Source organism: Glaciihabitans arcticus, assembly GCF_004310685.1.
GTDB classification, from domain to species: domain Bacteria; phylum Actinomycetota; class Actinomycetes; order Actinomycetales; family Microbacteriaceae; genus Conyzicola; species Conyzicola arctica.
In genome coordinates this window covers 2,365,202-2,385,422 of sequence record NZ_SISG01000001.1, presented here as the reverse complement: position 1 = coordinate 2,385,422, position 20,221 = coordinate 2,365,202, and the positions used below count along the sequence as shown (strand labels likewise).

The 20,221-nt window shown below is 68.7% G+C and carries 13 protein-coding genes and 1 pseudogene; 4 read left to right on the top strand and 10 right to left on the bottom strand.

Annotated elements, in window-relative coordinates; genetic code table 11:
- The first annotated feature begins 124 nt into the window (after positions 1-124).
- A complete protein-coding gene (locus EYE40_RS11660) occupies positions 125-4,351 on the top strand; it encodes an ExeM/NucH family extracellular endonuclease (protein WP_130982107.1) in 4,227 nt (1,408 codons plus the stop codon).
- A 144-nt stretch (positions 4,352-4,495) separates the two neighbouring features.
- The gene (gene recQ, locus EYE40_RS11655; RefSeq protein WP_130982106.1) at positions 4,496-6,475 is read left to right on the top strand and encodes a DNA helicase RecQ; all 1,980 of its coding nucleotides are present in this window, start codon (positions 4,496-4,498) and stop codon (positions 6,473-6,475) included.
- Positions 6,476-6,583: 108 nt separating this feature from the next.
- Here the strand turns inward: recQ and EYE40_RS11650 are convergent, their stop codons facing one another.
- The 10 genes and pseudogenes from EYE40_RS11650 to EYE40_RS11605 all read right to left on the bottom strand — a co-directional run bounded on the left by EYE40_RS11650 (position 6,584) and on the right by EYE40_RS11605 (position 17,873).
- Complete coding sequence (locus tag EYE40_RS11650) at positions 6,584-7,066, bottom strand: hypothetical protein (protein ID WP_130982105.1); 483 nt, start codon at positions 7,064-7,066, stop codon at positions 6,584-6,586.
- 79 nt (positions 7,067-7,145) lie between these two features.
- Positions 7,146-8,411, bottom strand: a complete 1,266-nt coding sequence (locus EYE40_RS11645; protein ID WP_130982104.1) for a sensor histidine kinase — start codon at positions 8,409-8,411, stop codon at positions 7,146-7,148.
- Positions 8,404-9,124, bottom strand: a pseudogene (locus EYE40_RS11640) (response regulator transcription factor). Before EYE40_RS11640 ends, EYE40_RS11645 begins: the two are co-directional and overlap by 8 nt.
- Before the next feature lie 44 nt (positions 9,125-9,168).
- The gene (locus EYE40_RS11635; RefSeq protein WP_130982103.1) at positions 9,169-9,606 is read right to left on the bottom strand and encodes an FAD synthase family protein; all 438 of its coding nucleotides are present in this window, start codon (positions 9,604-9,606) and stop codon (positions 9,169-9,171) included.
- The gene (locus EYE40_RS11630) at positions 9,603-10,352 is read right to left on the bottom strand and encodes a CDP-alcohol phosphatidyltransferase family protein (RefSeq protein WP_130982102.1); all 750 of its coding nucleotides are present in this window, start codon (positions 10,350-10,352) and stop codon (positions 9,603-9,605) included. The genes EYE40_RS11635 and EYE40_RS11630 overlap by 4 nt, the downstream gene beginning before the upstream one ends.
- Positions 10,349-13,399 (bottom strand): fibrinogen-like YCDxxxxGGGW domain-containing protein, encoded by a 3,051-nt coding sequence (locus EYE40_RS11625; protein WP_130982101.1) that lies wholly within the window; start codon positions 13,397-13,399, stop codon positions 10,349-10,351. The genes EYE40_RS11630 and EYE40_RS11625 overlap by 4 nt, the downstream gene beginning before the upstream one ends.
- 31 nt (positions 13,400-13,430) lie before the next feature.
- Entirely contained in the window at positions 13,431-14,030 is a 600-nt protein-coding gene (locus EYE40_RS11620) for an IMS domain-containing protein (protein ID WP_130982100.1), read from the bottom strand.
- Positions 14,031-14,185: 155 nt separating this feature from the next.
- Positions 14,186-15,676, bottom strand: coding sequence for an oligosaccharide flippase family protein (locus EYE40_RS11615; protein ID WP_130982099.1), 1,491 nt, complete (start codon positions 15,674-15,676; stop codon positions 14,186-14,188).
- Positions 15,673-16,419 (bottom strand): WecB/TagA/CpsF family glycosyltransferase, encoded by a 747-nt coding sequence (locus EYE40_RS11610; protein ID WP_130982098.1) that lies wholly within the window; start codon positions 16,417-16,419, stop codon positions 15,673-15,675. Before EYE40_RS11610 ends, EYE40_RS11615 begins: the two co-directional genes overlap by 4 nt.
- Entirely contained in the window at positions 16,416-17,873 is a 1,458-nt protein-coding gene (locus tag EYE40_RS11605) for a YveK family protein (protein WP_130982097.1), read from the bottom strand. The genes EYE40_RS11610 and EYE40_RS11605 overlap by 4 nt, the downstream gene beginning before the upstream one ends.
- Before the next feature lie 174 nt (positions 17,874-18,047).
- On the opposite strand from EYE40_RS11605, the gene EYE40_RS11600 reads away from it, so the two are divergent.
- Together EYE40_RS11600 and EYE40_RS11595 are read left to right on the top strand one after the other, a co-directional pair.
- Complete coding sequence (locus EYE40_RS11600; protein WP_130982096.1) at positions 18,048-19,301, top strand: O-antigen ligase family protein; 1,254 nt, start codon at positions 18,048-18,050, stop codon at positions 19,299-19,301.
- On the top strand, positions 19,298-20,215 hold the full coding sequence (locus tag EYE40_RS11595) for a glycosyltransferase family 2 protein (protein WP_130982095.1): 918 nt from the start codon (positions 19,298-19,300) through the stop codon (positions 20,213-20,215). The genes EYE40_RS11600 and EYE40_RS11595 overlap by 4 nt, the downstream gene beginning before the upstream one ends.
- The last annotated feature ends 6 nt before the right edge of the window (positions 20,216-20,221 follow it).

The following is a 20,221-nucleotide window of genomic DNA, read 5'->3' as shown; positions in this document are numbered from 1 at the left end:
CGTCGGCCGACGATGGACAAGTGTCCCCGGCACTGTCTAGTCTGAGTCTGTCCCCCCGAACGGGGGTAGACCGACAACCTGTGCTTCCCACTGTGTTTATCCCCACCAAGGAGACCTTCGAGTCATGCGCCGACGCACGCCCGTTATAGCCGCAGTTTCCCTCCTCACGCTTGGGCTCACGGCGCTGACCGCGCCGCCGGCTCTCGCGGCTGAGGTCACGCACTCAATCGCCGACGTACAGGGCGACGGTGCAGCCACTCCGCTGGCCGGCCAGACCGTCACGATCGAGGGCGTCGTCACCGGCGACTATCGCAGCTCGACGACGAGCGGCTACCGTGGCTTCTACCTGCAGACCTTCGGCGCTGACGAGACGCCCGGCCGCTCTGACGGCATCTTCGTCTACGCGAACACGGCCGAGCCCGCCATTTCCCTCGGCGACCTCGTGCGCGTAACCGGCGCGGCGAGCGAGTTCCAGGGCCAGACCCAGGTCTCGGCGACCACCGTCGCCGCCTATGAACTGATCGACGATGCCGTCGGTTTCCCGGCCCCTGTCGTGCTGCCCAACAATGTCGTTGGCGCAGCGCGGGAGGCATACGAGGGCATGCTCGTCACGCCCGAGGCGGCCTACCTTTCGTCGAGCCACCAGCTGTTCAACTTCGGGTCGCTCTGGCTCGGGGTCGGCGCCCTGCCGGTCAAGGCGACCGAGACCACGGATGCCGGTGAAGCCGCGGGCGCCATTGCCGCCGCCAACCGCGCGAGCCGCCTGCTCGTCGACGACGGCTACAGCATCCAGGTCTCCAACTCCGCACACGTCGGTGGGCAGCCCTACTTCGACGCCGGCAACGTGGTGCGCAACGGCGACAGGTTCGTCTCCCCCGCCGCGGGCATGATCCTCGGCTACGGTTTCGACGACTGGCGCCTGCAGCCCCAGCGACCGCTCAGCGACGCCTCACCCGCGACCTACGCAGCGCTCGAGCCGACCTGGCAGACCGCCAACCCGCGCACGACCGCACCCGAAGAGGTCGGCGGCGACCTCAGCGTCGGCGCGTTCAACGTCTTCAACTACTTCACGACATTCGGCGGGGACGCCCGTGGTGCTGCCAACGCGGAGGAATTCGCGATCCAGCGCTCGAAGATCGTCTCCGCCATCACCTCGCTCGACGCCGACGTCGTGGCGCTGATGGAGATCGAGAATTCCGACAAACTCGGCGAAGAGCCCGACGAAGCGCTCGGCGACCTCGTCGGTGCCCTCAACGCGGCATCGGCTCCCGGCACCTGGGCGTTTGTGCCCACCCCCGCATCGCTGCTCGCCGACGGCGTCGAAACCGACTTCATCACCAACGCCATCATCTACAAGACGGCCGCGGCCACCCCGGTGGGTGCCAGCTTCGCCGATGTCGACGAGACGGTGTGGGACATCGCGCGCGAGCCGATCGCCCAGACGTTCGAGGCCGAGGGCAAGACGTTCACCGTCGTCGCCAACCACTTCAAGTCGAAGAGCCGCCCGAGCGGCAGCACGGCACCCGAGCCCGCAGACCTGCAGGGCTTCTTCAACGCCGAGCGCGTCGAGCAGGCCACGCGACTGGCGACCTTCATCGACGGCATCACCGCCGACGCGGAGAAGGGCGCCAACGTCATCGCGCTGGGCGACTTCAACGCCTACGCCGAGGAGGACCCGGCCCAGGTGCTGACCGCCGCCGGACTCGTCGACCTTGTGCCCAACAAGACGGACGAGTACACGTACACCTTCGACGGTGAGCTCGGATCACTCGACCATGCTTTCGCCACGGCCGAGTTCGCCGAGTCGGTCACCGGCGTCGACGTCTGGAACATCAACTCCCCCGAGTGGTCGGATCGCGGCTACGAGTTCGCGGCGACCGAGGCCGGCACGCCGTTCCGCTCGAGCGACCACGACCCGATCAAGGTCGGCTTCTCCAGCACCGCGGCTCCCGTCGACATCGACATCGTCTCGGTGAACGACTTCCACGGTCGCCTCGAGGCGGCCCCGCCCATCGCCGGCGCTGCCGTGCTCGGTGGCATGGTCAACTCCTACCGGGAGCAGAACCCCAACACGGTGTTCGTCGGCGCGGGTGACTTCATCGGAGCCTCCACATTCACCTCGTTCATCCAGAAAGACGAACCGACCATCGACGCGCTCAACGAGATCGGTCTCGAGACGAGCGCGTTCGGCAACCACGAGTTCGACCTCGGCCGCGCCGACGTCGACGACCGCATCCTGCCGCTCGCCGACTGGGACTACCTCTCGGCCAACCTCTACGACCGCACCACCAACGAGCCGGCGTACCAGGAGTACGACCTCAAGGAATTCGGTGACGTCACGGTCGGCTTCATCGGCGCCATGACCGAAGAGCTGCCCAGCCTGGTCAGCCCCGACGGCATCGCGAGCCTCGAGGTGCGCCCGGTCGTGCCCGAGGTCAACCGCGTGGCCGACCAGCTGAGTGACGGAGACGAAGAGAACGGCGAGGCCGACGTGATCGTGCTCCTCGTTCACGAGGGTGCGGCGACCACCGACATTTCGAGCGCTACGGATGCCTCGGCCTTCGGTTCCATCGTGACCGGTTCCAACGCCAACGTCGATGCCATCGTCTCCGGCCACACGCACCTCGCCTACAACCACAACGTGCCGATCGCCGGAACGGATCGCACGCGTCCGGTGCTCTCCTCGGGCCAGTACGGCGAGAAGTTCGGCCACATGGCGCTCTCGGTCGACCCGACCACGGGTGACCTGCTCTCGCTGAGCGCGGAGATCCTGCCGCTCGCCGGCGCCTACACCCCCGATCCCGAGGTGGCCGCGATCGTCGCGGACGCCGTGGCCGTCGCCAAGGTGCTCGGTGCAGTGAAGGTCGGCGACATCACGGCTGACTTCAACCGGGCCAAGCAGACGGCCGCGGGCTCGGAGAACCGCGGTGGTGAGTCGACGCTGAGCAACTTCGTGGCCGACGTGCACCTGTGGGCGACGCGCAGCGCCGAGCCCGACCTCGCGATCATGAACCCGGGTGGCCTGCGCGCCGACCTCAAGTTCGCCTCCAGTGGCGCGGGTGACCCCGACGGCAACGTGACCTTCGCCGAGGCGGCGGCCGTGCAGCCTTTCGCCAACACGCTCGTCACGCTCGACCTGACCGGAGCGCAGCTGAAGAAGGTGCTCGAGGAGCAGTGGCAGCCCGCGGGTTCCAGCCGCCCGTTCCTCAAGCTCGGCCTTTCGGAGGGTGTCGAGTACACCTACGACCCGACCGCTGCGGCCGGATCGCACATCACCTCGGTCACGATCAACGGTGAGCCGCTCGATGCTGCTGCGAGCTACACCGTCGCGGCCAACTCGTTCCTCGCCGCCGGTGGAGACAACTTCCTCACCCTCGGCCAGGGAACCAACAAGGCCGACTCCGGAAAGATCGACCTGCAGAGCATGGTCGACTACTTCGTCGCGAACCCGACCGCGACCCCCGACTACGCCCAGCGCGCGGTCGGTGTCAAGGTCACCGCCGAGGAGCCGCTCGAGGCCGGGGACAGCGTCACGCTCGCCCTCTCCTCCCTGCTCTTCAGCAACGGCGAGCCGACGGCGCCCACGGTGTTCGTGAGCGCGGGTGATGTCCAACTGGGCAGCGCGGCCATCGATCCCGCGATCGTCGATACAACGGATGAGGTCGGACGCGCCACAGTGACCGTCGTCATCCCGGAGGGCACACCCGCGGGAACGCTCGAGCTCACCGTCACCGTGCCCGGCAACGGCACCTCGGTGATCGTGCCGCTCGAGGTCACGTCATCGGCCGCACCGATCACCTCCGTCACCGCGCCGTCGATCACCGGAAACGCCCGGGTCGGAGCAACGCTCACCGCGACGCCCGGCACGTGGAGCGTCGAGGCACCCAGCCTCGCGTATCAGTGGAACCGCGGCGGAGTCGCGATCGAGGGCGCGACCGGCACGACCTACGTCGTCACCCCCGCCGATGCTGGAGCCTCGCTCACCGTGACGGTCACCGCGAGCAAGGACGGCTACGCCGACGGCGTCGCCACCTCGGCCGCTCGCACCGTGCAGAAGATCACCACCTCCACCACCGGCTCGCTGTCGCGACACCTGTCCTTCGGGGCGGTGCCGGTCGACTTCAGCATCCGGGTGCAGGCGGGCTCCGGAGTCGAGCCGGTCGGCGCGGTGAAGATCTACGACAACGGTCGCGAGATCAAGACGGTCGAACTGGCCGCGGGAGATAGTGGACGCACGACCGTTGCCCTCGGCACTCTGGGTCGCGGAGTGCACCTCATCACGGCACGCTTCGTCGGCAACGACCAGCTGGCCGCGTCGACGAGCTTCCCCAACCTGTACCTGCGGTTCTAAACCGTTTCGCTGATTGAGTAGGCCGCCCGCGGCCGTATCGAAATCCGGCATGTGTTTTCGATACGGCGCTGGGGCGCCTACTCAACCAACGACAGTTATGCACAGCGCCCAACGCCTGTCAGCCGCCGCGGGTAAACTCGCGGGGTGACAAACGCTCCCGGCTTCCCCGACGATGACATCCCGTGGAACCTCGACGAGGAGCCGCCGTACGACCCGTACGAAGACGCTCCGCTGCCGGTCGACCGCGGCGGTGCTTACGGCGGCCCAGCGGGTGGCGCGCCCGCCGCGACCCTCGTGCGCAAGGCAGCGCTCGGCCCGCACGCAACAGCGATCGAGACGCTCGAGAAAGTCTTCGGGTATAACAGCTTCCGGGGGCAGCAGGCTGAGATCATCCAGACCGTGATCGACGGCGGCGACGCACTCGTGCTGATGCCGACCGGCGGCGGCAAATCGCTCTGCTACCAGATTCCTGCGCTCGTACGCGCGGGAACCGGCGTGGTCATCTCACCGCTGATCGCGCTGATGCAGGACCAGGTGGACGCCCTGAGCGCGGTCGGCGCGCGTGCCGCGTTCCTGAATTCCACGCAGGACTCGGCCGAGAGATCCCGCGTCGAACGTGCGTTCCTGGCCGGCGAGCTGGACATGCTGTATCTGGCGCCGGAACGGTTGCGCGTGTCATCCACGGCGGACCTGCTCGATGCTGGCCACATCTCGCTCTTCGCCATCGACGAAGCGCACTGTGTCTCGCAGTGGGGCCACGATTTCCGCCCCGACTACCTGCAGCTGTCGATGCTGCACGAGCGCTGGCCGACGATCCCGCGCATCGCCCTCACCGCGACCGCGACGGACGTCACTCACAAAGAGATTGCGTCCAAGCTGCAGCTCGGCGACGCGAAACACTTCGTGTCGAGCTTCGACCGTCCCAACATCCAGTACCGCATCGAGCCGAAGCTGCAGCCGCTGCAGCAGCTGCTCACCCTGCTGCGCACCGAACACCCGGGCGATGCGGGCATCGTCTACTGCCTGTCGCGCGCCTCGGTCGAGAAGACCGCCGACTTCCTCGTCGAGAACGGCATCACGGCGCTTCCGTACCACGCGGGTCTCGACGCGCGGGTGCGCGCGGCGAACCAGTCCCGCTTCCTGCGCGAAGAGGGTGTCGTCATGGTCGCGACCATCGCGTTCGGCATGGGCATCGATAAGCCCGACGTGCGTTTCGTCGCGCACCTCGACCTGCCGAAGAGCGTCGAAGGCTACTACCAGGAGACGGGTCGCGCCGGCCGTGATGGTCTCCCGTCGACGGCCTGGCTGGCCTACGGTCTGCAGGACGTCGTGCAGCAGCGCCGCATGATTCAGCAGTCCGAGGGGGATGACGCCTTCCGGCGCAGGCTGAGCGCGAACCTCGACGCCATGCTCGCCCTGTGCGAGACGATCGAATGTCGCCGGATGCAACTGCTCGCCTACTTCGGTGAGACCTCGACCCCGTGTGGCAACTGCGACACCTGCCTCACCCCACCCGAGTCCATCGACGGCACGATCCCCGCGCAGAAGCTTCTCTCGACCGTGGTGCGCCTGCACCGCGAGCGCAACCAGCGCTTCGGGGCCGGGCACCTCGTCGACATCCTGATGGGCAAGACCACTCCACGCACCACGCAGCACAAGCACGACCAGCTCGCGACCTGGGGCATTGGCCAGGACCTCAGCGAGCAGGAGTGGCGTGGAGTCGTGCGCCAGCTGCTGGCCCAGGGTCTGCTCGCCGTGAACAGCGACGGCTACGGAACGCTCATCGTGACCGAGGCGAGTGCCTCCGTGCTGAACGGTTCTCGTCCGGTGCGGCTGCGGCGCGAGCCGGAGCGTGCCGCGAAGGCCGCCCGCAAGTCCAAGGTCGCGGCCGATCTGCCCACCGAGGCGTCCGGGCTGTTCGAGAAACTGCGCGAGTGGCGGGCCGGCGAGGCCCGCGACCAGGGTGTTCCCGCCTACATCGTCTTCGGCGATGCGACCCTGCGCGGCATTGCGATCACCAAGCCGACCTCGCTCGCCGAGCTCGGCACCATCACCGGTGTCGGCGAGAAGAAGCTCGACAGCTACGGCGAGGCGTTGCTGCGGGTTGTAGCTGAGGCTGCGTAACTCACAACGCTGATTGAGTAGGCGGCCCGCGGCCGTATCGAAATCCGAGTTGCGCGCAACTGGATTTCGATACGGCGCTGGAGCGCCTACTCAATCAGCGAAGTGGAGCTAGTTCTTGTCGACTCGCGTGACCGTGAAGTCCGCGGCGAGCTCGACGTCGATGTCGCGACCGTCGGCGTAGGTCACTTCCACCTCCCAGGCGTGGTCGAGGTCGTTACTGCGCTCAAGGTCGGTGACCTTTCCGTCGCCGCCTGCCGCCTTGAGGCCTGCAGCCTCGACCTTGGCGCGGTCGGCGTCGGAGATGGTCGCGTCCTCGGCGTCTGGCGCGTCGTTGTAGTCGTCGTCATCGCGAGAGTTGTCGCGATTGTCGTCCTGGGCGTTGCCGCCCTGCGCGGGACCCTGCTGCTGGCTGATGTTGGTGCGGTCATCGTCATCCATCTCGAAGCCGTCGGTGGCGGCGAAGGCGATGCCGGTTCCGCCGAGCACGAGCAGCGCTGCCGCGCCGGCGCCGATCAGCACCTTGGTGCGGCGGGCCATCGGGGCGCGGGGGGTGGGCTGCGTGGCGGGGGTTTCGGGGGTGATCTCGCTCATGGTGTCTCCTTCGTTGAGGTTGTGACACCAGTCAATCGGGGGAGCGCTGAAGTCATCCTGAAGCCCGCTGGAGACCTCTTCAGGGAAGGTGAACGGCCATCGCGGCACCGCCGAGCGGCGACACCCCGATCGTGACCGAGCCGCCGTGGGCGACCACAAGTTCGCGCACGATGGCCAGCCCGAGGCCGGTGCCGCCGGCGTCGCGTCCGCGGGCGTCATCCAGTCGCACAAAGCGTTCGAAGACGCGTTCGCGGTCGGCTTCGGGGATGCCCGGGCCGTCGTCCTCGACCGTGAAAGACGCGCCGCCGCTCGATTCGACAAGCGAGATGCGCATGCGGGATGTCGCGTGCCGAGCGGCATTGTCGACGAGGTTGCGCACCACCTGTGCCAGCAGCCCGTTATCTCCCGTGACACGCACGGCCCCCACTCCGCTGGAGTCGATCGCGAGCTCGGTGGAACCGCGCAGCCGTGACGCCTCGGCGAGCAGCAGGTCATCGAGATCCACCGCCGTCGAGGCCAGCGACAGGGACTGCTCGTCGGCGTGGGCCAGCACGAGCAGGTTGCTCACGATGCGTTCGAGGCGACCGCTCTCGTCGAGCACGGCTTCCGCGAGCTCGGCCTCCGAGATACGCCCCGGGTAGTCGCGGGAGACCTCCGCGAACTGCCGCAGGGAGGCGAGAGGGGACTTCAACTCGTGCGAGGCATCGGAGATGAAGCGCCGCTGGGTGGCCTGCGACTCGGCCAGGCGGCCGAGCATCCGGTTCATGGTTGTCGCGAGGCGACCGATCTCGTCGTGCGATCCAGGGTCGACGATGCGCTGGTCGAGGTTCGTGGCGGTGACGGAGTCGACCTCGCGGCGCATGCGTTCGACCGGCTTCAGCGCCCGACCGACGACCACGAGCATCAGCCCGAAGACGATGACGATGAGAACGGGAACGGCCACGAACAGCAGGCTCACGACGGTGCCGATCGCGTCGTTCGCGTCGCCGAGGACGTGGCCGACGATGACGGTCTCCGCCTCGTCCGATTCGCGGAAGACGAGGTACTCGTCGCCGTCGAGGGTCACACGGTCGTCGGTGATGGGCTGACGACCCTCGACCTCCTCGCTCGCCGCGACGATCACACCGTTGTCGGCGACCTGGAAGAAGCGGTCGTCGTCATCCCATTCCTCCCCGGCCGGGGTCTGGTCGGCGATGGCCTCGGCGTCGCGTTCGGCTGAGGCGGAAACGCTCGCGTAGAGGGAGTTCTGCAGCTGCACAACAAAGAGGTAGGCGGCCGCGACGAGGATCACCGCGAAGATGAGCGCGGTCAGCGTCGCTATGCGCAGCCTGATGGAGCTAGCCACCGTGAGCCGCCAGGCGGTATCCCGAACCGCGGAGTGTCTCGATAGCGGCACGGCCGAACGGGCGGTCGACCTTGTTGCGAAGGTGGCCGACGTAGACCTCGACGATGTTGGGGTCGCCGTCGAAGTCGAAGTCCCACACGCCGTCGACGACCTCACGCTTGGTCACGACCTCGCCCTTGCGGCGCATGAGGAACTCGAGAACCGCGTGCTCGCGGGCGGTCAGCTCGATGACCGTATCGCCGCGCGCAACGCGCTTTGTCGCCGGGTCAAGAGTCAGGTCGCCCGCTTCGATGATCGACGGACGTTCGCCTGCACCGCGGCGTAGCAGCGCGCGCACCCGCGCGAGCAGGATCGCGAACGAGAACGGCTTCGTCAGGTAGTCGTCGGCGCCGGTGTCGAGGGCCTCGATCTGGTCCCACTCGCCGTCCTTGGCCGTGAGCATCAGAATCGGCGTCCAGTTCCTCTCGGCCCGCAGCGTCTCGCAGATACGGTAGCCGCTGATGCCCGGCAGCATGATGTCGAGCAGGATCGCGGAGTACTCCTGTTCGCGGGCGAGCCAGAGGCCGTCCGTGCCGGTGGATGCAACGTCCTCGGGCGAGCCAGAGGCCGTCCGTGCCGGTGGATGCAACGTCCACTGCGAAACCCTCGGCCTCGAGCCCGCGGCGCAACCCCTCGGCGAGGCGGGTCTCGTCTTCAACCACAAGGATCCGCATGCTGCCATTGTGGCGTGCCGCGCCTGAAGCGGGGCTGAAGCGGCCTAACCAGCGCGGGATTCAGCCGGCTGGGCGAGCGCATCGAGCGCCGCCCGCAGCTTCGTCGACGAGGTGTCGATCGTGTACGGAAAGTAGACGACCTCGACGCCGACCGCTGAGAACTCCTCCTCGAGGGCGATGCCCTTGGCGGTTCCCCGCCAGTCGTCACCCTTGAAGAAGATGTCGAACCGCAGCTGCTGCCACGTGTCGAGCTTGCTGGGCAGCACCTCGGCATGCGCCTGGTCGACGAACCGGATATGCGAGACGATCTCGAGCCGCTCCACGAGGGGGATGACGGCCCGGCGCCCCTTCGTCAGTTCGAGCATCTCGTCGGACACCACCCCGGCGATCAGGTAGTCGCACTCCTCCTTCGCTCGGCGCAGGATGTTGAGGTGGCCGATGTGGAACAGGTCGAAGGCTCCTGCCGCGTATCCGATCCTCATGCCACTTCCGCCTCTCTCGTCTCCCGAACCGCGGCGAGCGCCACGAGCCGGGTGTACTTGCGCCGCATCGAGACGGCCGTGTGAATGGTGTTGAGCGCGAACATCGCCGTGTAGACGGCGATAAAGAGCGCGGGATATCCCCAGGTCACAAAGATCAGGCAGAGCACACCCGTGTCGGTCGGCAGCAGGAGCCACGACTGGCGCAGGCCCGCGGTCTCGTCGACCGGTGCCCGCTGGCCGGAGAGCTGCTCCGACAGGATCTGGCTGAAGAACTGCCCCACGCTCACGAGGCAGTAGGCGATGGCTATCACGAGCGCCCAGTCCGGCCGGTTCGGGATGACGCTCAGCCCCACGAGCACGGCGAGGTGAATCGCCGGGGTGCGCACCGCATCCACCACATGGTCGAGCCACTCGCCGGCGGGGCTTCCACGTTTCCCGAGGCGCGCGACCTGGCCGTCAGCCGAGTCGAGCACATAGCCAGCGGCGAGAAACAGCCCTACCCACAGGCCGATGATCGGCGTCGAGGGCACGAGCACCAGCAGGGTGAGGCCGGCCGCGGAGAGCACCGCGGAGATGGCGGTCACGCCGTTAGGCGAGATGCCGAGCGTGTACGCGGCGGCCGCCACGTACCGGGCGAGACCGCGGTTGACCCAGCGCGTGTAGGCGGGAACTCCGTTTCCGGGTTTCTGGGCGGAGCGGATACCGGCGAGCGCTACGGGGTAGCGCCGCTCTATTGGCGCGCTCACTCGTCGACTGTTGGCGAGGGAGCCGGCGGTTCGGCCGGCTCGGCGGGCGGAGCGGGGGTGACCACGGGCGGGGCAGGGGCGTCGGTGACGGCGCCTCCGGTGTCCGCGCTCGGGGGATCGACCTCGCTGTCGACCGGTTCCTCGACGACTACATCGTCGGTCTGAGGTGTGCCTGTTGTTGACTTCGCCGGCGGCGCGATCTTTGCCGCCGCCTGGGCGACCGTTCCCACGGCGGTCAACTCAAAGCTCACACTGGGCGTCGACCGGTAGTTGGCGTGCACCTCGGCGCTGATCACGTTGCGACCGGCGACGAAGGCCGAGCTCGGCACGGACACCGTGAACGGGTTGGCGACGGCGTTGGCCGCAGACACCGCGAGGTTCGCGTAGGTGCCGAAGCCGACCGCGCCGGCGTCGATGTTGCGCCGCGCGACCTCCACGCCGTTGACGTAGATCACAACACCGTCATCCGCTCTCGAGGTGAGGGTCACCGCGGAGAAGGCGCCGGGGTCCGCAACTGTGAACTCCTTCGAGTAGTAGGAGACGATCGGCTTGACTGCCGGGGCCGGGGGCGCGACCAGGGTCGTGCCGAGCGTGCCGTGGCCGTAGCCGAGCGGTGCAGCCCCAGTCGACCACGCGGAGGTGTCGAAGGCGGGAGACTGCCAGCCGGCGGCGGGGTCCGTCGCGTCATAGGCGTACTTCCAGTCGCTGCCGGCAGCGATGAGGGTAGTAGCCGGGTTGGCCGGCGGATTGGCGGATGCCACGGCCACCCCGGTACTCGCCGACCAGTTGCCCGCGCCGTCCGCAGCCCGCACGAAGTAGCGCGTGCCTGCGGGGGCGCTCTGCAGCACGATGCTGAGCGAGCTGGTCGTGGCCACCACCCGATCGTTGCGCAGCACCTGGTAGGTGACCGGCCCTCGGGCGTCGGTCGAACCGGTCCAGGTGAGCGCATCGCCCGAGGCGTTGGCCTTCACGGTGAGCCCAGCGGGTGTGGTCGGTGCCGTCGCGTCATTGTGACGGAACCGCACAAACCCGCCGGACCACTGTGATGCACCGGACGCCGTGACGGAGGCTGAGTAATCCCCTCCGAACCAGGTCGTACCGGTGGAGTCGACGAACAGTGACCACGCGCCGGCTCCGGCACGCTGACTGACCGTCGGGCTGAACGCGGGCACGTAACGCCCCGTAGCGTTGTCCCACGCACCCGCGCTGCTTATCTTGTCGGCCTGCGTCCATTGGCTGCCGACGTTCGGCCAGTTCACTGCGCCGAAGTAGTTGGTGTAGTAGCAGTGGCAACCGGCGTAGACCACTTCGCCATCGCTCGCGATGGCCTGGAAGTCACCGCCCGACTTGCCGATGTTGGAGGTCTCGCGCACGAGCGAGGCCCGGTCGTAGCTGTGCAGCATGTGCTCGGAGCCGCCGATCCAGACCTTCGAACCGACCTCCTTCACCGCCTGCTGGTAGTTCGCCACGTGCGAGAACTGAATGTTCCACGGCACGACATCCGCACCGTTGGTCGTGATGACCGCACCCTTGACGGCGGCCGTCTGCTTCGACTGGCTGAAGAACCCGGCGAAATAGACGCGGTCGCCCTGAGAGGATGCGTCGAGCGACATCACGGTGCCATTGAACTCCGGGTTCCAGCTGCGGTCGGGGGTTCCATTGGTCACCGAGACGCGCGCGGCTCCCCGCGAGTAGACCTGGCTGGCGGCCGTGCCACCGGTGAGGTGCGTGAAGCTGCCGCCGAGGTAGAGCCAGTCGCCCTGCACGTCGAGAGAGCGTACGAACGGTACTCCGCCACTCAGCGTGTTGATGAGGGCCGTGTTGATGCGGGTATCGGTTGCTCCGGTCGTCGGGTTGAGCACGGCGAAACCGCGTGCCGTCTGCCCGTTCACGGTGTCGAAGTAGCCGCCGATCGCGATCGTGCCGTTGGGGAGGGCGGTGATCGCCTTGACCTGCTTGTTGATCACGGGGCGGAAGCTGGAGATCCACTCACCGGTGTTCACGTTGAAGGCGGCGAGGAACGGCTGGGCGACCTGTCCGGTGCCGGCCGAGTTGCGTTGCACCCGCAGGAAGTTGCCGCCGACGTAGACGATCCCGTTGGATTCGGCGAACGCTCCGGCCTCGACGCTGCCCTCCGGGTTGGAGCCGCCGCCGATGCCGGTGAGGCCCCAGACGGTGGGAAGCGCTGCGCTCTCCGCAACACCGGGCTGGGCGTAGGCGGGAGTTCCGGCATCCGGAATCGCACTGAATATCGACGAGGTCAGGCGGGGCCGCAGGTAGACCTGGGTGAACGGTCGCGGGCTGCCGGTCGAGGTGTTGGGTGCCCAGATGAAGCTCGCGGCGTCGGCCGTTCCGCGTGCGGAGCCGCCGAAGCCGAAGCCGGCACGGTAACCGATGCTCGAGCCGGTGTAGGTCTCGATGCGGTTCTGGTCGCTGCCCGAGCCGAAGCCGGAGGTCTGGCCGCCGCTGCCGGAGGCGCCGCCGATCGTCCAGGCGCCCACGCGCTGCTCGTTGTCGAACATCCACGACCAGGCGTCGCGCGGGGAGGAATACTTGAACGTGGCCTCTTGCCACGCGGTTCCGGCGGTGTTCGTCGCGCGGCGCAAGCGGATGCCCTCACTGAGTGCGTCGACGCGACCGCCGTTCAGCAGCTGGCCGATGACCTCCGAAGACAGCTGGCGGGGAGTGAAGGCGCCCGTCCCGGTGACCGTGCCGCGTACCTGGGCTGCGGTGCCCTGTCCCTCATCCGACTGCGACCAGCCCTCGCGGCCACGGCCGACGAGCACCCACCCGCCGCCGCTCGTCTCCTGGTCGCAGTAGAACTGCTGCGGAGCCCCGAGCTGCGGCGTCACGAGCCAGTAGAGGCCGCTCGGTGCGCTGGGCGCGTTCTGCTTGACCTCCCAACAGGAGGCGGCCGCACTGTCTGCGGCGGAGCCGTCGGGCACGGGCAGCGGTGCTGCCGCCGCCCCCAGGGGAACAAGGCTCGAGGCGAGCAGAGCCCCGAGAATGATCGCTGTGGCGCCTGCCGTTGATCGGGATAGTTTCATGGGGGACTCCTTCAGGTGGCTGTGGGTGCCGCTAGCAGGCGGTTTCATCGGGGAACGTGCGGGATACGACTCGCCAGAATCCGTCGGAGCGGGAGAGCGAGTAGATGTTGAGGGCGCGGGCCGTGGCCGGCGCGGCGAGCCGGTCGCCGTTCTCGTCGAGGGTCGCGACCTTGCTCGAGTCGACACAGGCCACGACGGTGGCTGTGCCGGCTGCCTCGTTGGAGGAGGTGACCTTCACGCCGTCGACCTTCGCGCGGCCCGTGCGGGTCCAGCCGTTGGCCTCGAGCTCCTGTGCCTCGTTCTGCAGGTCTTCGAGGATCGCACCGGAGGCGACCTTCGGCAGGTCCGAGGCCGGTGTTGTCGCCACGGCGGTCAGGAAGCCCGCAACCGCGAGGTCGGCCATCACCGGGGTGATGCCGACGTCCGTCGCCGGAACGAGGGTCGGCTCAGGTGTTGCGGTCGGCTGGGCGGCGGCGGGAGCGGGTGCTTCCGCCTTTTCCGCGGGGGCACGTCCGGCGGAGATCGCGAACGCCGTGGCGAGAAGCGCGAGGGCCACGACCAGCACCAGCACGAGCGCACGGGTGAGTCCGCGGCGGGTGGGAGCAGTGCCCACAGAATCGTGCGTGGTCATGGGGTTCCTGTGTGTACGGGGGCATAACAGGTAGCAGGACCACGAGCCTCGGAACGAGATGGGGGGATCTCGGAGAATCAGGGAAGGGACGGGGCGGGGGACCAACTGGATTGCACGGTACCCCTGTTCGGGGGCCGCTAACAATACAACCGAAATTAATTCTGTTTGCGTTGCGCAAACGCGACGAGTGCGTGTATATTCAGCCGCCGCCGATCCAGCGCGCACCACGTGAGAAACAGGATGACGCCGAGCGCGGTGCCCACGAGCAGCCCGAGCAGGGTCTCCCCGAGCACGAGCCGCGCGGCCAGCGCGGGCAGCCCGACACTCGCGAGCGGCACGAGCAGCGCATAGGCTGTCGCGCCCCACCCGGCCCGGATGCCGAGGAACACGCGCACCTCGATGGCGGCGAGCAGGGCATCCACCAGCATGCTGGCCGACCAGACCAGGGCGGCTCCTGCGATGCCGAGCACGGGAACCAGCAGCAGGTTGCCGACGATGTTGAGCGCGAGCACCACGGCCTTGTTGAATGCGCCCCAGCCGCTGCGCCCGCTCATCAGCAGCACCGAGTGGATGTTGCCGGCCGCGAAGGTCAGGATCGCGCCGCCGCACAGGATGGCCAGGGCGGTGGAGCCCTCCTCGAATCCGGGACCGAGCAGGCCGAGCACCACCGACGCGAACACCCCGAGGATCAGGTAGATCGGTGCGCCGAACAGCACCAACCAGGTGGCCGCCGTGCGGTACAGGCTCTGCACCTCGGCCACGCGCCCCTCGTGCAGGAGCGCGCTGAAACGCGTTGACACCACAATGCGCAGCGCAGAGTCGATGATGAGGCCGGCGGCGACGAACCGGCTCGCGCCCCCATAGACGCCGGCCGCCGCGGTGCCCGCGATCACGCCCACGATGAGCACGTCGAGCCAGATGATGGACTGCTCGAGCCCCGCCGAGATCGTGCGCGGCCAGGCGTAGCCGAGCAGCTCGCGCCGAACGGGTTTGTCGACGCGCCACGGTCCGCGCACGCCCTGCTCGTGTCGCAGCACCTGCACGCGCAGCACGGCGATCGCTGCCACTAGCGCGAGCGGAAGCGGCAACGCCCAGGCGAGCGTGACCATGGCGAGGGATGCCCCGAGCGCGACGGCGATCCAGACGAACAGCGGCCGCGCCGCGGGCAGCGCGATGCTGCCGACCACCGAGTACGGCACGACCCCGCCGAGTCCTCGGGTGGCGGCGAGGGCGACGAGCAGCAGGGCTCCCGCGGGAAGGAACCAGCCGGCGGCGCGCACGGCATCGGCGACGGTCGGGTCGAGGAAGCCGGCTGCCAGCTCCACGCCGAGCGCGCAGACCCCGCCCGCGGCGGCGGTGACCGCGAGCATCCAGAGCAGGGTGCCGCGCAGGCGCGAGGGGTCCGCGGAGACGAGGCGGGGGAACATCCACACCGCACCGGAATCGAGGCCGGCCCGGGCGAAGCTCAGCACGATGGTGAACACCGCGATGGCCTGCAGCACCACGCCCGAGCCCGAGTCACCGAGCAGTCGCGCGAGCACAACCGTGAGCACAAAGCCCATCACGGCGCTGGTGGCGGAACCGAGCAGGCTCACGCCGCCGCCGCGGGCGAGCGCCCGGGTCTCGGCGTCGGGGGGCGCGGTCATGCCGCGAGTTTTGCGCGGGCTACCCGCAGCACAAAGGCCGGGTTCCCCACGAGGTAGCGCCGCGCGAGCCGTCGCGGTTCGATGATGAGCCGCCAGAGCCACTCGAGCCCGGCGCGGATCATCCAACGCGGTGCCCGGCGATTCGAGCCGCTCGTCCAGTCGAACAGGCCGCCGCAGCTGAGTACGGCCGGCACGGTGAGCGCGTCGCGGTGCTCGGCGATCCAGCGCTGCTGAAGCGGGTCGCCCAGGCCGACGAAGAGCAGGCCCGCGCCCGAGGCGTTGATTTCGTCGACGAGCGCGTCCATCCCGGCCGCAGCGACGTAGCCGTCCCGCACCGTGATCGCGAGACCGGGATGCGCCGCGCCCAACCGCTCGGCGGCCAGGGCGGCCACCCCGGGGCGGCCCCCGTAGAAGAACATCCGCACGCCCTCGGCGGCGGCACGCTCGGCAAGGGGGTGGATCAGGTCGGTCGTCGCGACCCGCTCGGGAACGGGTGTTCCGAGCAGCCTCGCCGCCCAGACCACGGACTGGCCGTCGGCGTAGGCGAGGTCGGCCCGCGCCACATCCCGGGCGAAGACGCTGTCGCTCGCGGCGAGGTTGACGACGTGCGCGTTCACGCCGAGAGCACTGCGGGCGGGAGCGCCGGCGTCGGCCACCCAGCCGAAGATCTCGTCGACGAGCTGCCTGCTCGACAGCGCGTCGATCGGCACCCCGACGACGCTGCCGCGAGTGCCCCCGGTCATGACGCGGTGGGCGCCTTCGGGCGTGGGGTGCGCTTGGCGGGGGTGCGTTTCGCAGCGGCAGGCCGGGGTGCTGGCGCCGCGGGGACGGCAGGTGGTGTGAGGACCCGCCCCTGCGGCACCAACACGGTTCCGAGAATCTCCGCACCGAACTCGGCGGCGGCCTCCCGCAGCCGGGTGGCGTCGGCGGCCGTGGTCACACCGAGCGTTCCCACCAGCACCGCGCCGTCGGCGAGACGCAGCCCGGCGAGCACGGTCGAGGGGGGCGATCCGGCGGGTAGGCCCAGCACCAGCAGGTGGTCCCCGGTCGCGGCTCCGAGCCGGTCGCGCACGTGAACGGCTATCGCGTCGCTGTCGGACGCCGGGAAAGTCGCGGCGAGGCGTGGGTCGAGGTGCGCGGCACCCGTGAGTTCGGATCCGGGCAGCACGAGGTCGACGGAGCGCCCCGACTGCGCGAGCACGAGCGCGAGGTTGACCGGCACGTCCCCTCCCGCGCCGTCCGCGCTGTGATCCACAACCACAATCACGTGTGCCCCGGGCCGCAACCGCGACAGGATGCGCTCCCGGACCCCGAGCAGCACCTCGAGGCTCTCGCCGGTCTCGGGGGCAATTGCCTCCGTCGATTCGAGGCGACCGAGCACGGGCGCGTGGGTGCTGCGCTGCACATCGGACGCGCTGCCCCAGCGGCGGCTTCCGGCCCTGAGCGAGAAGGCCAGGATCACCCCGATGACCCCTCCCGCGAGCAGTCCGGCGGCCACGACGATGATGGGATTGGGGCTCAGCGAGACGTCGTTGTCGGCGGCCGTCGAGATGACGACACCGCCCGTCGTGTCGACCTGCGAGAAGGTGGCGCGCTGCGTGGACAGGTCTTCGAGCTCCTGCAGGAGCCCGATGCGCGTCGCCCGTTTCGCCCAGTTGCCGGTCTCCGGGTCGATCTGGGAGAGACCGTCGAGCACAACCTCGCGGCGGTCGTCGACGCCGGCCACGACCGACGCGAGCCGGGCCCTGGCCTGCGCGGCCCGGTAGTCGATGTAGGCGAGGGCAGTGACATCCGCTACCCGCCTGGCCTGCTCGGCGGACGTGCCGTTGTAGCTGATGTGCACGATGCCGGCGTCGGTGACGGCGTCGACCTCGAGTCCCGCGCGGATCGTCTTCGGCGAGATCGCGCTGCCTACCGCCTCGGATGCGGCGAGGGCGACCGGGTACGACATCACCAACTGCGTCTCGGTCGTGGCGTCGAAGGGGTCCGAGGGCTGCTTGGTCGCATCGAACGGGTTGGTCGATACAACGGCGAGGGCGACATCGGCCGTCGCCGTGGTGCGCGAGGGCCGCACCACGAGGAACAGCGCAGCCAACAGCAGGCCGACGATGGCTGCGGTAGCGATCAGCTTCCAGTGCCGACGAAGCGTCTCGCCGTAGTACTCGACGCCGAAACCGGGGTCTGTTGCTGCGGGCATCGGGGTTCTCCAATGGCTTTCCGGGTGCTCGGGGCGACGGGGGTTCGCCTCCGAGATAGCCTGCGCGCGCGCCGAACAGTGAACAACGCTCACAGGGGAACAACATCGTAGCCAGTCGGCGGCCCGATTTCGAGAGGGGTGACAGAACTCGTTTGCGAGGGGATCATAAAAAGAATGCCCGCCCCGGAACTGCCTCGATGGCCCTTTGCCGCGATGTTCGTGCTGTTTCCGCTGTGGTGGATTCTCGGCCCGGGCGAGGCGGTCTGGATCGTTCTCGCGGGCGTGATGGTGTTCTATCTGGTGCGCCGAGGCGGCATCGAAGTGCCCCGCGGTTTCGGCCTATGGCTGCTCTTTCTGCTCTGGATGCTCTGCTCGGTGATCGAGATCGACTCCGGTGGGCGGCTCACCGGTTTCATCTACCGTGCGCTGCTCTATGCGACGGTGACGGTCATCTTCGTCTACGTGTACAACGCGCGGGAGACGCTGACCGCGCGCTATCTGGCCGGAGTCCTGTCGGTCTTCTGGATCATCGTCATCGTCGGCGGCTACGTCGGGCTCTTCTTCCCCCTGCTCGCCTTCAACACCCCGTTCGGGCTCGTGCTGCCGCAGTCGATCGCGAGCAACGAGCTGGTGCAGGAGATGGTGCGGCGGCGGGTCACCCAGTACAACCCCGACGCGTTCGCGCCCCTCGAGCCGCGGCCGAGCGCGCCATTCCTGTACACGAACGGCTGGGGCAACGCCTACTCGGTGCTCACGCCGTTCTTCGTCGCCTACCTGATCGAGGTGCGCCGGGAGCGCCGCTTCTGGTGGCTCGCGGCGCTGCTTCCCCTCTCGGTGATCCCGGCCTTCTTGACCCTCAACCGCGGCATGTTCATCGGCATCGCGCTCGCGCTCGCCTACGTCGGGGCGCGGGCGCTCGTGCGCGGGCACGTCCGCGTGCTCGTGACGATCACCGTGGTCGCCGCGCTCGCCGGAATGATCTTCGCGGTGTTCCCGGTTGCCGACCGTCTCACCGACCGGCTGAACTCGAGCCCGAGCACCGAAGACCGCGCGAGCCTGTACCAGGAGACCTTCGAGCGCACGCTCGAGGCGCCCGTGTTCGGCTACGGCGCCCCGAGACCATCGGAGTCCGAGGGACAGCCCGCGGCGGGCACCCAGGGCCAGGTCTGGATGGTGCTCTTCTCGCACGGGTTCCTCGGCCTGTTCTTCTTCCTGGCCTGGCTGGTCTACGTGTTCTTGCGCACCCTCCGCGTGCGCAGCCCGATCGATATCGCGGCCAACACGGTGCTGCTCGTCGTGATCGTGCAATCGACGTACTACAGCATCCTCACCACAGGTCTGGCTGTCGCCATGATCTCGGCGGCCGTCATGCTGCGGCCACCCGTGCGCATGCAGACCCCGGAAATCGCGAAGGAGTTGACCGTATGACAGCACCCTCCGTCGGTGTGGTGATCGCCACGCGCGGCCGACCCGAACTGTTGCGCAGCGCCGTGCGCGCCGCTCTCGCGCAGGACTACGACGGCGAGATCGAGGTGATCGTGGTCTTCGACCAGGTGCCGATCGATGCGCTCGACGACATCGCGGTGCCCGGGCATCGGCGATTCCTGCGCACCATCCACAACGAGCGCACGCCGGGCCTCGCCGGTGGCCGCAACACGGGGATCCTCGCCACCTCGGCCGAGCTCGTGGCGTTCTGCGACGACGACGACGAGTGGCTGCCGACCAAGCTTCGGCGACAGGGCGAGGAGTGGGAGAAGAATCCCGATGCTGTTCTCGTCTCGGTGGGCATCACGATCCTCACCGAGGGCGCGGAGCACGTGCGGCTGCCGCCCGTGCACACCGTATTCGCCGACCTGCTCGAGTCGCGGATCACCGAGATCCACCCCTCGACCTTCCTGCTCAGGCGGTCGAGCCTCCTCGGCGAGGTCGGCCTCGTCGACGAACAGCTGCCCTTCTCGTACGGTGAGGATTACGACCTGCTGCTGCGGGCCGCGCGCACCGGCCCCATCCTCGGGGTGCCCGAGCCGCTCGTCGTCATCCGCTGGAATCGCGTCTCGTTCTTCAGCGATCGCTGGCAGGGCATCGCCGACGGCCTCACCTACATCCTCGCCAAATACCCGGAGTTCGCGTCGACCGCGATCGGCTCGGCCCGGCTCGAGGGGCAGATCGCTTTCGCCTACGCCGCGCTCGGCGACCGCCCGACCGCCCGCCACTGGGCGCGCCGCACGATCCGCCACGACCGGTCGCAGCTGCGCGGCTGGGCGGCGCTCGCGATCTCGGCGCGCCTCGTGCCCGCCTCGTTCCTGGTCGCGGCCGTCAATCGTCGCGGTCGCGGGCTCTGAGGCGAC